The sequence below is a fragment of the Hymenobacter monticola genome (genome assembly GCF_022811645.1).
Lineage (GTDB): Bacteria > Bacteroidota > Bacteroidia > Cytophagales > Hymenobacteraceae > Hymenobacter > Hymenobacter monticola.
The window spans coordinates 3,344,418-3,358,540 of the sequence record NZ_CP094534.1 but is presented as its reverse complement, the minus strand read 5'-3'; the positions used below and the strand labels follow the sequence as shown (position 1 = coordinate 3,358,540).

17 protein-coding genes and 1 tRNA gene are annotated in these 14,123 nt (G+C 60.1%); 8 read left to right on the top strand and 10 right to left on the bottom strand.

The features are described from left to right. The first annotated feature begins 98 nt into the window (after nt 1-98). Nucleotides 99-791: a DUF4919 domain-containing protein gene (locus MTP16_RS13950; protein WP_243510311.1), complete on the top strand. Its 693-nt coding sequence runs from the start codon at nt 99-101 to the stop codon at nt 789-791. 112 nt (nt 792-903) lie between these two features. Here the strand turns inward: MTP16_RS13950 and yiaA are convergent, their stop codons facing one another. From yiaA to MTP16_RS13935, 3 genes are all read right to left on the bottom strand, one after another. Further along, nucleotides 904-1,344, bottom strand: a complete 441-nt coding sequence (yiaA, locus tag MTP16_RS13945; protein ID WP_243510310.1) for an inner membrane protein YiaA — start codon at nt 1,342-1,344, stop codon at nt 904-906. A gap of 275 nt (nt 1,345-1,619) precedes the next feature. Continuing rightward, the gene (locus MTP16_RS13940) at nt 1,620-1,886 is read right to left on the bottom strand and encodes a hypothetical protein (RefSeq protein ID WP_243510309.1); all 267 of its coding nucleotides are present in this window, start codon (nt 1,884-1,886) and stop codon (nt 1,620-1,622) included. Beyond that, the gene (locus MTP16_RS13935; protein WP_243510308.1) at nt 1,887-4,328 is read right to left on the bottom strand and encodes an endonuclease MutS2; all 2,442 of its coding nucleotides are present in this window, start codon (nt 4,326-4,328) and stop codon (nt 1,887-1,889) included. Nucleotides 4,329-4,771: 443 nt separating this feature from the next. Here MTP16_RS13935 and MTP16_RS13930 point away from each other — a divergent pair, with 443 nt between their 5' ends. Then, the gene (locus MTP16_RS13930) at nt 4,772-5,182 is read left to right on the top strand and encodes a hypothetical protein (protein ID WP_243510306.1); all 411 of its coding nucleotides are present in this window, start codon (nt 4,772-4,774) and stop codon (nt 5,180-5,182) included. A 42-nt stretch (nt 5,183-5,224) separates the two neighbouring features. Beyond that, nucleotides 5,225-5,701: a hypothetical protein gene (locus tag MTP16_RS13925; RefSeq protein WP_243510305.1), complete on the top strand. Its 477-nt coding sequence runs from the start codon at nt 5,225-5,227 to the stop codon at nt 5,699-5,701. Between the two features lie 131 nt (nt 5,702-5,832). Here the strand turns inward: MTP16_RS13925 and MTP16_RS13920 are convergent, their stop codons facing one another. The 3 genes from MTP16_RS13920 to MTP16_RS13910 form a co-directional block, all read right to left on the bottom strand. Further along, a complete protein-coding gene (locus MTP16_RS13920) occupies nt 5,833-6,117 on the bottom strand; it encodes a hypothetical protein (RefSeq protein WP_243510303.1) in 285 nt (94 codons plus the stop codon). Nucleotides 6,118-6,181: 64 nt separating this feature from the next. Continuing rightward, complete coding sequence (locus MTP16_RS13915; protein WP_243510300.1) at nt 6,182-6,934, bottom strand: TIGR02757 family protein; 753 nt, start codon at nt 6,932-6,934, stop codon at nt 6,182-6,184. A 99-nt stretch (nt 6,935-7,033) separates the two neighbouring features. Beyond that, complete coding sequence (locus tag MTP16_RS13910) at nt 7,034-7,987, bottom strand: LysM peptidoglycan-binding domain-containing protein (RefSeq protein ID WP_243510299.1); 954 nt, start codon at nt 7,985-7,987, stop codon at nt 7,034-7,036. Nucleotides 7,988-8,168: 181 nt separating this feature from the next. On the opposite strand from MTP16_RS13910, the gene kdsB reads away from it, so the two are divergent. After that, entirely contained in the window at nt 8,169-8,927 is a 759-nt protein-coding gene (kdsB, locus tag MTP16_RS13905; RefSeq protein ID WP_243510298.1) for a 3-deoxy-manno-octulosonate cytidylyltransferase, read from the top strand. A 59-nt stretch (nt 8,928-8,986) separates the two neighbouring features. Here kdsB and MTP16_RS13900 read toward each other — a convergent pair whose 3' ends face one another. The 4 genes from MTP16_RS13900 to gap all read right to left on the bottom strand — a co-directional run bounded on the left by MTP16_RS13900 (nt 8,987) and on the right by gap (nt 11,981). After that, nucleotides 8,987-9,421, bottom strand: coding sequence for a DUF1622 domain-containing protein (locus MTP16_RS13900; protein WP_243510297.1), 435 nt, complete (start codon nt 9,419-9,421; stop codon nt 8,987-8,989). Nucleotides 9,422-9,467: 46 nt separating this feature from the next. Then, nucleotides 9,468-9,803 (bottom strand): translation initiation factor, encoded by a 336-nt coding sequence (locus MTP16_RS13895; protein ID WP_196285333.1) that lies wholly within the window; start codon nt 9,801-9,803, stop codon nt 9,468-9,470. 127 nt (nt 9,804-9,930) lie between these two features. Beyond that, nucleotides 9,931-10,800, bottom strand: coding sequence for a diacylglycerol/lipid kinase family protein (locus tag MTP16_RS13890; protein WP_243510295.1), 870 nt, complete (start codon nt 10,798-10,800; stop codon nt 9,931-9,933). 173 nt (nt 10,801-10,973) lie between these two features. Beyond that, a complete protein-coding gene (gap, locus tag MTP16_RS13885; protein ID WP_243510294.1) occupies nt 10,974-11,981 on the bottom strand; it encodes a type I glyceraldehyde-3-phosphate dehydrogenase in 1,008 nt (335 codons plus the stop codon). 317 nt (nt 11,982-12,298) lie between these two features. Here gap and MTP16_RS13880 point away from each other — a divergent pair. From MTP16_RS13880 to MTP16_RS13865, 4 genes are all read left to right on the top strand, one after another. Continuing rightward, nucleotides 12,299-12,370 (top strand) — tRNA-Glu (locus MTP16_RS13880). Nucleotides 12,371-12,612: 242 nt separating this feature from the next. After that, nucleotides 12,613-12,945: an excisionase family DNA-binding protein gene (locus tag MTP16_RS13875; protein WP_243510292.1), complete on the top strand. Its 333-nt coding sequence runs from the start codon at nt 12,613-12,615 to the stop codon at nt 12,943-12,945. Nucleotides 12,946-13,462: 517 nt separating this feature from the next. Further along, entirely contained in the window at nt 13,463-13,714 is a 252-nt protein-coding gene (locus MTP16_RS13870; RefSeq protein ID WP_243510291.1) for a hypothetical protein, read from the top strand. A gap of 217 nt (nt 13,715-13,931) precedes the next feature. Continuing rightward, nucleotides 13,932-14,123: a hypothetical protein gene (locus MTP16_RS13865; protein WP_243510289.1), complete on the top strand. Its 192-nt coding sequence runs from the start codon at nt 13,932-13,934 to the stop codon at nt 14,121-14,123.

Genomic DNA, 14,123 nt, shown 5'->3' with positions numbered 1-14,123 from the left:
AAAGGCGGCCTTCCGGTGGGAGGCCGCCTTTTTTTGTGTTTGGGTATCACTTCATTGGCCTGCCGTTGCGTTTCAGGCTTAAAAACCATTCCGCTGCCATGAAATTTTTGCTGCTCTCCGCCTGCTTGCTACTCACTTTCCGGGCGTTGGCCCAAAAGGTTTCCAACGTTGACTTCGACGAAATCAAGCGCGAAACCACCAACCCGGGCTCGCCCTACTATTTCCCCAAACAGCTGACGCGCCTGCAGGCTTCAGACTCAACGCTGCAGGCGAAGGACTACCATTACCTCTACTACGGGCAGGTATTCCAGCCAAGCTACAACCCCGAAGCCACCGCCGAAGCCCCGGAGGCCTTCACCAAAGCCTTCGCCGCCAAGCAATACCGCGATGCCCTGGCGTTGGGCGCGAAGGAGCTGCGCGCCCACCCCTTCAACCTGCGCCTGACCACTGAAATGATAGTGTGCGCCAGCCAGGCCAGCGGCCGCCGCCTCGCCCAGCGCTACGCCAACCGCTATTTTGGCTTACTGCGGGCCCTACGCAACAGCGGCAACGGGCACAGCCCCACCACTGCCTTTGTGCCTGTAACGGTGGACGACGAGTACACCCTGCTTGGCTACTACAACCTGGATTTTAGCGAACAGGCGCGGACAGGCACCACCGACGTCTTCACGCTGAAGCCTGTGGCCGAAGCCTCGGCCGGCGACGGCCAGCAGCACTTCAATGGCAATCGAATTTACTTCGATGTGCGCATGCCGCTCAATTATCTGGGTGGGCTGATTCAGGACAAGTAGCTCAGCTACCGCCACCACCTGACAACGACCAGCCATGAGTAGCTGAGCGAGGCGCAACCATAATGTGCTACACGGCCGCAACGCGGAAGAGGGCGCGTCGCGGTGCGTCAGGCTACTGGCCGAGGTCGGCCGGTGCGGGCGGGTTGGCGTTCAGGCTGTCGCGGGTGTTTTTCTGCACCGCAATGGCTCCGAACAAACTCAGCACGAAGGCCATGCCGTAAAAACCTTTTTCGCTCAGCGTGAGGGTGGCATTCCACAGACCTACCGTGAGCAGCAGCACGGTGAGGAGTACCGACACCCAGCTGATGCCGTAGTAGAGGTTGGTGACGGGAATGCCTTCGAGGCGGTCGCGCACGCTTTTCTGCACCGAAATGGCGGCAAACAGGCCATACATCAGCACGGTGAAGTAATAGCCCTTTTCGTTCAGGGCCATTTGGGCGTTCCAGAGGCCGATGTTGAAAGCGACCATGCCCAGAAGCAAGGCCACCCAGGAAGCGGCAATGAAGGCGGCAGAAGTTTGCTGAACGCGCGGAGTGGTGGCGGCTGGATTCATAGAAAAAGGGTTGAGGTCGTGTTTAGGGCTTACGACTGACGCGATACTGCGTTTTGGTTGAAGCGCTGCAAACGTACTTCCCTCCCATTTCCAGACGCCAACCAAACTTTGCTTTCATCAGACTTCTCACAAGGGCATTGCCTTTGCCTGCCAGGTGTAAAAACCGTAAAAGAGAAGCCCGGGCCTTGTTCAGGCCCGGGCTTCTCTTTTCGACAAAAGGACTTTACAACTTGTGTATTCGTGCACCAACCACGGCGACAAACCAGTTGCGCAAGCTACTCGGCGGCTTGTGTTTCAGGTTTTCGGCGCCGAAACTTCGAGATGCCCCACCAGCCCAAGGCCAGCGCGATTATCAACGTGAACATGAAGGTAAAAAAGGCCTCTTTCACCTCCAGATGCAAGCCAGGGTTGTTTGGCAAAGCGGCTCGCAGCTGCAACGCCTGCCCCAGCGCTCCCAGGCTTTTTGTGAGCATGCCCAAGGCCATGAACAAACCGAAAAGCCCGGCCAGTATTCGCTGCGCTTTCACGTTCCGGCCCGCCATTTACTTCAGCACGGCAATGGTGACGCCGTCGCCGCCGCGGTCGGCGTGCTCGTCGGCCACGCTGGCCACGGCGCGCTGCGAGCGCAGGTAGTCGCGCACCACCTGGCGCAATACCCCGTTGCCGCGGCCATGCAGGAACTTGATTTCGGGCATGCCCAGCATCACGGCGTCGTCCACGAAGCTCATGGTTTTGGTGAGGGCGTCTTCGGCGCGCTCGCCGCGTAGGTCGAGCGTGGGGCTGAAGCCGGCCATGCGGTCGGTGATGTTCAGACCGTTGCCGCCGCCTCCCCCACCACTCAGCTTGCTGGCTTTGGCCTTGGCGGCCTGCTCCCGCTCGCGGATTTCGGCGCGGCCCAGCTTTTCGAGCTGGCTGACTTTGGTCAGCGTTTTCATGCCGCCAAACATCACCTCGGCGGTTTTGCCTTTCACGCTGAGGACCTCACCGTAGCCGTCCTGGCCGTAGAGGGCCACTTTGTCGCCGGGCTGCAGGCCGCCGGTTTCGGCGCGCTCGCGGGTGGGCTTGGGCTTGGGCGGCTCAATCTGCAGCTCCTTTTTCACGAAGTTGTCGAGCTTTTCGCGGGCCGCTTTGTTGACTTCCTTGTCGGCCTGGCCGCGGCGGATTTCGCCGATGGTGGCCTCGATTTGCTGGTTGGTGTTCACCAACAGCGCCTTGGCCTGCTGCTTGGCGGTGCGCAGGGTTTCAAGCCGGGTGTCTTCGAGGTGCTGCTTAAGGTCCTGGTACTCCTTGGCGGCGCTTTTGAGGCGGCGCTCGGCTTTGGCGGCTTCGGCGGTGCGCTGCTCCAGCTCGGTTTTCTCTTTTTCGAGGCCTTCGAGCAGGCGGTCGTAGCGGATTTTATCCTTGCCCACCAACTGGGTGGCGCGCTCCACCACTTCCTTAGGCAGGCCGATTTTGCGGGCAATTTCGATGGCGAATGACGAGCCCGGCTTGCCCACCTCCAGGCGGTAGAGCGGCTGCAACTTCTCGGGGTCGTAGCGCATGGCGCCGTTGATGAGGTGCGGGGTGCGCTCGGCAAAATTCTTCAGATTCGTATAGTGCGTGGTGATGACGCCATATACTCTTGCTCTATTCAGCTGGTCGAGCACGGCCTCGGCGATGGCGCCGCCCAGGCTGGGCTCGGTGCCGGTGCCGAATTCGTCAATCAGCACCAGGCTTTTCTTGCCAGCCAACGTCAGGAATTGCTTCATGGCCAGCAGGTGCGAGGAGTAGGTCGACAGGTCGTTTTCCAGGCTCTGCTCGTCACCGATGTCGAGGAAAATATCCTCGAACACGCCGGCTTCGGAGTTGTCGGCACAAGGGATGAGCAGACCCATTTGCAGCATGAACTGCACCAGGCCCACCGTTTTCAGGCTCACCGATTTGCCGCCGGCGTTGGGGCCGGAAATGACCAGTATGCGCTGCTCGTGGTTCAGCTCCAGGTCGAGCGGCACCACTTCGCGGGCGTCGCCGTTCTCGCGCTTGTGCTGGGCGAAGGCCAGTTGCAGCAGCGGGTGGCGCACGCCGTGCCACTTCAGCAGCGGCTTGTTGTGCAGCACCGGCAGCTGGCAATCGAGCGTGACGGCCAACCTTGCTTTCGCTCTGATAAAGTCAATCAGACCCAGGTAGGAATAGGCCTTGCGCAAATCCGGAATGTGCGGGCGCAGCTGGTTGGTAAGGGCCGTGAGGATGCGAATCAGCTCGCGGTGGTAGGCGTTATCGAGGTCCTTGATGTCGTTGTTGAGCTCGAACACCTCGGCCGGCTCGATGTACACGGTCTGGCCCGAGGCCGATTCGTCGTGAATCAGGCCCTTCACCTTGCGCTTGTGCTCGGCAATGACGGGCAGCACCAGGCGCCCGCCCCGGATGGTGGGCTCGGCATCGCCGGGAATCCAGCCCTCGGTTTTGGCGTGGCGCAGGATGCCGGCAATCTGACGACGCAATTGCCCCTGCCGCGCTATCAGCTCCTGCCGAATCTGGCGCAGCAGCGGGCTGGCGTCGTCGCGCACGGCGCCGTCGTCGTCCACCACCTTGTCCATGGCGGCCAGCAGGTTGCGGTCGACCTGCACGCCGATGCCCAGCAGGCGCAGCGTGGGATACAGCTCCTCATCGGCATCGGAGAAGAAGCTCAGCGCCTGCCGGATGGTGCGCAAGCTCATCTTCACTTCAAAAAAGGCGGCCACGTCGAGATAGGCGCCCGGCAGGGCGGCGCGCTTGAGGTGGGCCTTGGCGTCGTGGTAGTGCGAGGCCGGGAAGTCGGCGCCGGAGCGCAGCAGGTAGGCGAATTCGTTGGCCTGTTGCAGCAGTTTCAGCAGGGGCTCGTGCTTGGTTTGGAACTCCATGCGGGCCACGTACTGCCGGCCCAGGGCCGAGAGGCAATTGGCTTCGAGCTGCTCGCGCAGGGTGCTGAAGCCGATTTTTTGTTCGAAGTGTTGGGGTAAAAGCAAGAAAGTAGTCTTTCGGTATTCGGGAATAGGATACGAAGGTAAACAGCTAAGCGGGCGGGAAGATTCGCGGGAATGATTAAGAAATGGGGCGGGGCCGGTATGGCCGGGCATTGGGGTGACCAGCGCCTCCTTTCTGCATTTATTATGACTGCGAATGGCAATTATCTGACGCTAATCGCCCTGTTACAGACTAATTTTTACGTGTTGAAGACGCCATAAATTGTCATAACTACTGTCAAAACTGCATTTCGTACGCATAACCAGGTACTATTGACTATTTTACCGGTATGAGGTACCCCGAAGCGGGTGTTACGTACCAGTAACAGAGTATTCATGACTAATTGTAGGCTATATCGGACTGGTAAGTATGCATAAAAGACGAGTAACGGCTATATTGCGGCAACTGGTGGGCGACGGAGCCGGCCGGCTCCTTGCTTCGTGGTATGTCGGACACTCCTTTTCCTGCTGAAACGGCCCCGGGACTGGCCGACCAGTTTGCGGCCCGCTTGGCGTTGCGCGACAACCCGGGCCCGCCCCCACCGCCCAGCCAGGCGCCGGAAGCCATTGCGGCGCGGGTGGCGGCGTGGCTCGGGGCGCAGCACCGCGTGGGCAACCGCCGGGGCCGGGCGGCCCTGAGCGCGATGCTGCTGGTGCTGGTGCAGCAGCCCGACGCGGCCACGGCGGCCCTGCAAGCCGCCAGCGGCCTGGGGCCGCGCATGGCGGCCCGCGCCACCCGCCGCCTCGAAGCGCTGGGGCTGACGGAGTGGTTTTACCGCAGCCGCACGCGCTTCCACCGCCTCACGCGGGCCGGGGAGGACGCGCTACTGCCCGTGGTGGCGGGGACGGCGGGGTGAATGAGTGTTTGGCTGAACGTACCCACTTTTTTTCAGGAGTTCATGAAGGCAGTGTATCTATTCCTGGCGGGTTTGCTCGCCTCGTGCGGCGACATTCAAACGGATTGCAACGGCGCGTATATCTCCCGCAGCGTGTCCAGCTCGCAACTGTTCGGGTTGTTTTTGTACGAGCTTCACCCCGCTGCGAACGGCCCGGCCCGGGTCGCATCCCTACCGGACACCTTGCGCGTCGAACGGTGTTGGGTGGGGCGGGCAGCCATCATCGATTGCGAACACCACGGCATTGCCGTCGTCAAGGGCAACACGGTGACTATAAAGTTGGCGCACCCCATTTCCAACACGATGGACGTCACCTTAAATGGTGACTATCCCCTAACGCTCAACAGAACATGGTTGACCTATGACCTGGGCGAGCGGCAGCCGCCGAAACTTGACTTTGCTATCTATGTATCGGCTGACGGCCAGCCGTTGAACAGGCTGAATGCCCGAAAAGCTGGTTCTTGGAGCTTTGTTAAATAATGCCCAAGCTGGCACGCGATTGCGACGTGTGCCAGCTTGGGCCACTGCGTATCTGAGTTCCCTCTCCCCCGCCGCCCGCGAGTAGCCCGAGCGGCCCGGCAGCGGGGGTGGCGGGATATTAAGCGAACAGCTTAGTCTCCATAAAAACAAACGTACAGATGCACATCTTCTTGGCTCCGTTTTACCAACGCGATAAGTTCGTCGCCTAAAGGATTGGGCTCCATCGCCAGCAATAGAACCAGGTCCCGAAGCAAATCCGCTGTTTGGAGGCGGTTGAATGTCGTGTCCCCGTAGGGGTCTAAGTAGCAGAGCAACCGAAACTTCTCGCGATTCAGATTTACCCCCGGCTCAAATTCGGCGCTCAGGCAAGCAATCTGGTCTTTGTGTTCGCTTTCTAATACAACGGTCCAACTCATGCCAACCAAGATACCCTCCTTTTTATAAACCGCGACCTTGCTGGCGGTGGGGGCTCGTGTCCTGTCACTTATCCACCCCCGCGCCGAACAGCGCGAAGTCGTACTTCACCGGGTCGGCGGGGTCCAGTAGGCGCAGGTTGGCGGTGAGTTCTTCGGCGGCTTCCCAGTCCACGAGCTTGCGGGTGAGCAGGCCCAGCGGACGGGCCTGGCGCTCCACGTGCAGGTCGATGGGCATGATGAGGTCGGCGGGCGAGAGGCGCTGCCACAGGCCGAAGTCCACGCCTTTGTCGTCGCGGCGCACCAGCCAGCGCAGGTACATGTTCACGCGCTTGCAGGCCGATTTGCGGGCGGGCGTGGCCACGTGCTTGCGGGTGCGTTGCGGGGCGTCGGGCAGGCTGAAGAAGCGGTTGTGGAAGTTGATGAGCCGCTCGCGCTGCGAGTGGCCCACCAGAAACGCGGTTTCCAGCGAGTCGTGCTGCCGGTACCAGTCGCGCAGAAAATGCACGAAGTACAGCAAATCGGTATCGCAGAACGTGCGGTGGCAGAAGCCCAGCAGCCGCTTCAGGTCCTCGTCCTGGTGCTGCGTTACGAACTGATGGGGCGCGTCGTCCATGCGGCGCAGCAGCTCGTTGCACTTGTTGATAATGGTGGGCCGCTGACCCCAGGCCAGCAGCGCCGCAAACAAGGCCGAAATCTCAATATCCTGCCGCTGGGTGAAGCGGTGCGGAATTTGAATGGGGTCGTTTTTGATGAATTCGGGCCGGTTGTAGCGCTCGTACTGGGCGTCGAGCTGGCGGCGAAGCTGGGCGATGTTCAAGGGAAAAAGAACTGTAGCGTGGACTCTGCGAGTCCGCGCGGGGGCGAATCGGGCGAAGTTCGTTCGGGCGCGGACTCGCAGAGTCCACGCTACAGCTACCTACTGCGGAATGTAGTTCGTCTCAACCCGGAAGCGGGCGTCTGAGGTGCCCAGCTTCTGCACGGCGCGGGGCGAGAGGCGCACCAGGATGTTGTTGTTTTCGCCGGTATCGGGCAGCTTGCCGATGACGCGCACGTACACCGACAGGCCGTTCATGTTGTTGCGCACCTGCATGATGGTGCCCACCGGCGCGGTTTTGTGCAGGGCCAGGTACTTGTCGGTCACATTGTTTTCGATGGGCGCGCCCAGGCCGGTTTCCACCACACGCGAAAGCAGCTCGCCGGCACGGGTGGGCGTGCGCTCGGTTTTCTCCTCGCGCTCTTCTTTCCGGTCTTCTTTTTCGGCAGCCGGCGCGGGCGTCACCGTGGCAACCTGGGCGGGCTTGTCGGGGGCCGGCGGAGGAGTTTTGGCCACCGTGGTGGTGGGCACAGCTTCTACCTCGGCCGCCCGCACCGGCGCGGCAGCCGGCTCGGCCGCGGCACCGCTGCCCGAGAGCACCAGCTGCTGACCTACGCGCACCGCACCGCCGGGCAGCTTGTTTATACGAATGAGCTCATCGGGCGAGAGTTGGTACTTGCGGGCGATGCCAAACAGGGTTTCGCCCTTGGCCACCGTGTGGCGGGCGGGCACGGCGCCGGAGGCGGGCGCGGTGGCCTTGCTGCTCGTAGCGGGCGCCGCCGCTTTGCCAGCCGCCGGGCGGGGCACGTACACGATTTGGCCGATGCCGAGGCCGTTTTTAATCTGCGGGTTGGCCGCCGTGAGCTGGTCGAGGCTGACGTGGTAGCGGCGCGTGAGGGCAGTGAGGGTTTCGCCGGCCGATACGCGGTGCTTCACAAAGCGCTGGCCGCCACGCATCTCCACGCCAATTGAGTCGGTGGGCGCGCCCTTGGCGGCGGTGCCCTTGCCGGGGCCGCCGAGGGCCAGCAACGTAAATAGCGAAAGGATTACAGTCATAAAAAATCAACCTGGCAAAATCAGCACCACTCCGCCCCAAAAAACCAAATCGGCGGGCAGTGTGGGCAAAATAACGCAAAACCGGCGGGTAATTGGCCGCGCCCCGCCAGCACTTCGGGCAAAAGCCGTGGTTTGCCCCCTATTTTTGGTGCTTTCTCCCGATTATCTTTCTGCCCCTAGTATGGTTCTTGGCCTGATTCCCGCCCGTTTTGCCTCCACCCGCCTGCCGGGCAAGCCCCTCGTCGACCTCGGCGGGCGCAGCATGATTCAGCGGGTGGTGGAGCAGGCCCGGCAGGCCAACCTGGCCCGCGTGGTGGTGGCCACCGATGACGTCCGCATCCAAGAGCACGTGCAGGGCTTCGGCGGCGAGGCCGTGCTCACCCGCCCCGACCACCCCAGCGGCACCGACCGCCTGTGGGAGGCCTTCCAGCAGCTCGGCAGCCCCGCCGACGTACACTGCATCGTCAACATCCAAGGCGACGAGCCCTTCATCCACCCCGGCCAAATCAATGCCCTGGCCGATTTATTTGCCGACGCCGCCACCGCGCCCGACATCGCCACGCTGGTAAAACCCGTGCTGACAGCCGAGGAGCTGTTCAGCCCGCACCTGCCCAAAGTGGTGCTGAACCAGCAGGGCCACGCCATGTATTTCAGCCGCCACCCCCTGCCCTACCAGCGCGGCCACGCGTCCGAGCAATGGCTGACGCACCACCGCTACCTGCGCCACCTGGGCCTCTACGCCTACAAGCCCGCCGTGCTGGAGCAGCTCACCCGCCTGCCCGTGTCGCCGCTCGAAGCCGCTGAAAGCCTGGAGCAGCTGCGCTGGCTCGAAGCCGGTTTCCGCATTCAATGCGCCGAAACCGAGCTCGAAGCCTTCGGCATCGACACGCCGGAGGACGCCGAACGGGCGAAGGAGAGGCTGAGAAGCAGCGGGAAGTAAAAAAACCGTCATCTTGAGCGCAGCCGAAGCATGACGTGCTCCTTGTTTTTTCCTAATCTTCAACTATCTGCCCGCTCTACCACGTGGTTTTCGGGCGTGGCTTCGTGCCGCTCCTCGCGCATCTCGCGGGAGAGGAAGTAGTTCAGTGCCGTTCGAATGACGGCAATGGCACCCAACTTGCCTATCTGCTCCCAGCTTGGCGCAATGGCCGTTGAGAGAATGTCGGCCCCTAGCTGAAACTCCAGCGCCAAGGCCAGGTAGCGCGCCAGGGCCAGCCGGATGGCCGTAAAATCGGCCGTCTGACGCTTCGCTAATGCCTTCAGCAACAGCCAGACCGCGCTGAGTATGCCCAGTGCAATGATGGTAGCGCCCACCGTTTCCACGCCCAGCTTCAGCCACAGCACAGCGCTGATGACGCCGCTTTCAGCCTGTCCGTGCACGGAAGTAACGTCGCGGGCCGCTTCGGGCAAAGCCGCAAATTGGAGCAGGAGCATAGGCAAAGGAGGTTAGATAATAGCTTGACAGTACGGCTATTGCTGGTTACCCGCCGGCCTTTTTGGCTTTGTAACCTTCTTTGAGCAGTACTTCCAGCACTTTGTCGCGGAAGTCGCCTTGCACCACCACTTCGCCGTCTTTGGCGCTGCCGCCCACACCACACTTGGTTTTCAGCAGCTTGCCCAGGGCCTGCAGGTCGGCATCGGTGCCCACAAAACCGGTCACGAGCGTCACCTGCTTGCCGCCGCGCTGCTTTTTGTCCAGCTGCACGCGCAGCTGTTGCTGCTGGGGTGGCAGCGTGGTGGCTTCGGCCGGCTCGTTGCTTTGGTAGGAGAAATCAGGATTGGTCGAATAGACGACGCCGGTGCGGTTCTGTTTCATTTCATTCATTTAACAATTAACAATTATCATTTAACACCCAGGATTTTGCCTTTTCAATCAACCAGCAATGGCGGTATAAAGCGCGCTAAAAGAGCTGTTAAATGTTAATTGATACATGTTAAATGGCTTAAACTGCCACGGCTAATGCCAGCGGCATCAGCTCCACGCTGAACTCGGTGGCGTGCCCCAGGTAGTCGCCGTCGACGTGGAAGCCGATGGGCACCACGGCTTGCACCCGGGCCTGCGGCACCCTAAAATACTCCGCCGCTTTGCTTTGGGGCAGCGTGCCCAGGGCCATGGCCAGGCTCACCCGAAAGGCCCGGCCGGCGGGCAGCGCATCAATCAGGCACACGTCGAGCAGGCCGTCGCGAAGGTCGGCCAGGGGCGCGATGTAGGCGTTGTTGCCATACTGCGAGGCGTTGGCGAAGGCCAGCACGTAGCAGTCGGTGGCCAGGTGCTGGCCGGCCAGGTACACTTCCACGGCCACCGGGCGGTAGCGGCGGTACTCGCGCAGCGTCACGCGTAGGTAGGTGCTCAGCCCGCGCGAGCCGGCCTGGGCAAAGTGCTGGCTCACGTGCGCGTCGAAGCCCAGGCCGGCGGTGCAGAAAAACGGGTGCCCGTTCATCACGCCCACGTCCATGCGGCTGAATGCGGGTGCGGCCAGCCGCCGCAACGCCGCCGGCAAGCCCAGCGGCACCTTGAGGTGGCGCGCCAGGCCATTACCCGAGCCCTGCGGAATGATGCCCATAGCCGCCTCCGTCCCCAGCAGGCCCCGCCCCACTTCGTTCACCGTGCCGTCGCCGCCCACCGCCGCCACCACCGCAAATCCCTCGGCCGCTGCCTGTTGGGCAAGCTCCACAGCGTGCCCGGCGTATTCGGTTTGCCGGATTTCGTAGTTGGCCTCCCGCGTCCCAAAGTGTTGGGCAATGAGCGCCGGCATGTCGTGTCGGCGGCTGGGGCCCGCTTTGGGGTTGAGGATGAAGCAGGTTTTGGGCAATTTATTTAGCGTAAGAATGTGGGAAATGAGTAGAATGGGGGGAAGGAAAAGGCAGCAATAGGGATTACGTTTTCAAAGCAAAAAAGCCTGCCGGAAGGCAGGCTTTTTTGTTGCTATGCCGAAAATCCGCCGTTACGCACATTTTCACACTCAGCATTTCTTCACATCAAAAACTAGCCGTTCATCTGCTCGCCGAGCTTCTGAATCAGGTCAGCCGTGCGGGTCGAGTAGCCGGTTTCGTTGTCGTACCAGCCAATTACTTTGGCCAGCGTGCCGTTGGCCGAAGTCAGCTCCGAGTCGAAGATGCAGCTGTAGGTATTGCCTACAATGTCGATGCTCACAATCGGGTCAGTCACGTATTCGATGATGCCTTTCATGGTGCCTTCGGCGGCAGCTTTCAGGGCGGCGTTGATTTCCTCCTTGGTCACTTCCTTTTTCAGGATGACGGTCAGGTCGGTCATCGAGCCGTCCGGCACGGGCACGCGCATGGCCAGGCCGTCGAGCTTGCCCTTCAGCTTGGGCAGCACCAGGCCCACGGCTTTGGCGGCGCCGGTGCTGGTGGGGATGATGCTGTAGGCAGCGGCGCGGGCGCGGCGCAGGTCCTTGTGGGGGGCGTCCTGCAGGTTCTGGTCGGAGGTGTAGGCGTGCACCGTGGTGATGTAGCCTTTCTCGATGCCGAAAGCGTCGTCCAACACCTTGGCCATCGGGGCCAGGCAGTTGGTGGTGCAGCTGGCGTTGCTGAGGATGGTTTCGGAGCCGGTGAGGATGTCTTCGTTCACGCCCAGTACCACGGTGGGGATGTTGCCGGTGGCGGGAGCCGAAATCACTACCTTCTTGGCACCGGCGGTGATGTGCTGGCCAGCGCCGGCTTCGTCTACGAAGCGGCCGGTGGATTCGAGCACCACGTCAACGCCCATTTTGCCCCAGGGCAGGAGCTTGGGGTCGCGCTCGGCGAGGGCGGCAATCTTCACGCCGTTCACAGTCAGGCTTTCCTCGTCGTAGCTCACGGTGCCGTCGAAGCGGCCGTGCACGGAGTCGTACTTCAGCAGGTGGGCCAGGGTTTTGTTGTCGGTCAGGTCGTTGATGGCAACGATTTCCACGTTGTCGCGGCCCAGCAGCGATTTGAAAGTGAGGCGGCCAATGCGACCGAAGCCGTTGATGGCGACTTTAATTTTAGCCATGGTGAAACAGGAAGGTGGTAAGTGACAGCCCCCAGACTGGTGACTGGTTTAAAATCGGGGCGAAGATAGTAGAATGGCGCGGGTTGGCGGCGCATTCCCCAAGATGGGGCAACGGGGGTTCGATTCCCCTACCCACTGCAACAACCGACAAGCCTCGGCTGGGGTTTCTGCCCACCAGCAAACGACCATACTTCGAATCGTGCGCAAATTTTTCAGCCTGAAAAACAGGCTATTTCCATTCGCAGGCCATTTTTTTTAGGCCCAATACTTGCACGAAAGGCCGCGCGCCGTACCTTTGCATCATCAAAACGAACAACGGTCCGTTCGTCTAGGGGTTAGGACAGTAGATTTTCATTCTACCAACAGGGGTTCGATTCCCCTACGGACTACAACAATGCTCCGCAATGTGCTCAATTTGAGCGTGTTGCGGAGTTTTTGCTTTCCGCCAGTATCGGTTAAGTATCGGTATCGCTTCTGGGGTGGCTGGAAAGGGCTAGATTCTTCCAAATTTCATATCGGGTTCTGGGGTTGGGTGCTAGATGCTGGGGAGCGTTGGCTAGCATGGCGGGTAAGTTGCGGGGCTCTAGGATAGTATTCGCTGCGAATCACAGTAAGCCTAACACTTCGCAGTATGATACTCTCCTTAGCCCCCGAAGAACTTAATACCCTTGCCGACCAACTGAAAGCGGTATTGTTGCCGCTGCTCATTCCAGCCTCTGAGAGCGGCCGGGGAAGCATGAAGCTACTCACAGTTGATGAGGTGGCCGATAATGCCGGGGTGGTGCGCAAAACCGTTGAAAACTGGATTGCAAGCGGTAAGCTGCGGGCCACGGCAGACTGGGGAAGCGACAAGCGGCCGTTATACCGGGTTTCGGTTGCTGCCTTTTGGGAGTTCTACGATAACAACCCAGTAATTATTCGCAATGCCCGTAACCGGGGGCGTTCCGTGGCACGGAAGCGATAAGCGGGGGAAAGCGGGGAAAAATTGAATCCTACCGAAAACGGCTTTACATGCTACTGAGGGCATATCATAATTCTCCGATGTAACGGAACACTTCTTGTCTACTGCCTAAAAGGGCCTTTCTCATAGTGGGAAGGCCCTTTTTTGTTTGTCCCCCGCTTTCCCCCGCCAAAGTTTGCGGGCTCGGCAGTCACATTCTGAAATTTGAGTAATGGGGTTTTTGACCGCTCCAACGGTTCGCCGCAGTAAAACTTTTGCTATCAGACAAATCCCGCCCCGATAGTCCCGAACTTAGCTAGGTCTACTTACAAAAGCCCTCATTTATGAAATTTATTGTTTCGTCTTCCGCGCTGCTCAAGCAGTTGCACGGCCCATGTTGGGCCCTCACAAGGCCCGTGTTGGGCCCTTTCCTTGCGGCTGGCTATGCCGTGAGGGAAGTTTGAATCACAGACGGCAATACCCCGGCTTTCGGCCCGCCCGTGCCCCTTCTCACGTTTGCGGAAACCTTACCCCGCCCCTTATGCTCACTGAGTTTTTTGTCTTCGCTGGCGTCGTGATTTCGGCTTACCTCACGTATCGAGGGGTTTGCCGGAATGCCCGCGCACAAGAAGAAACTGCCCGGCTTGCAGCCCAAGCAACGGTAGCAGTTGCTCTCATTAATGCCGGGGCCCAGCAACAATTGAAGCAACCGCCCCAGCCGAATGTATTGGACCCTTTCAGTGGCTCTGGTGGTATTTCCAACAATGGAACACCGAGGGAGCCCCGCGAATAGGTTTTTCGGGGTAAGAATTACAGTAAAAAGTGGGTTTGCAGCTCACTAGTGAAGTTTGGGGGTATTGGGGTGCTTTGTTATCAACTATTCCCAAGGGTAGATTATTGGTGAATAATTAGTTATGTGGCCAGTGAGAAGCGTTTTGTCGGCTTGTCGGCTGTGATTACGGATGTTTTTCGGGTTTTACTTATCTACCGGTAGAAGTATTTAACTACCTATGGAAGATTCGATTACCAAACTATTGGCGGGACTGCAAAAGCCGGGGCGTCGCTTTCGGCAAATGACGGTGCGCGTCAGTGAGCGCGAGTTCATGGAGCTACAGAGCTACGCCGCTACGCGCTATCTGAATTATTCCGATGTGGTGCGGGCTGCAATTGCAGCTTTCCTCACTTCTGGCAACAAAGCTTAA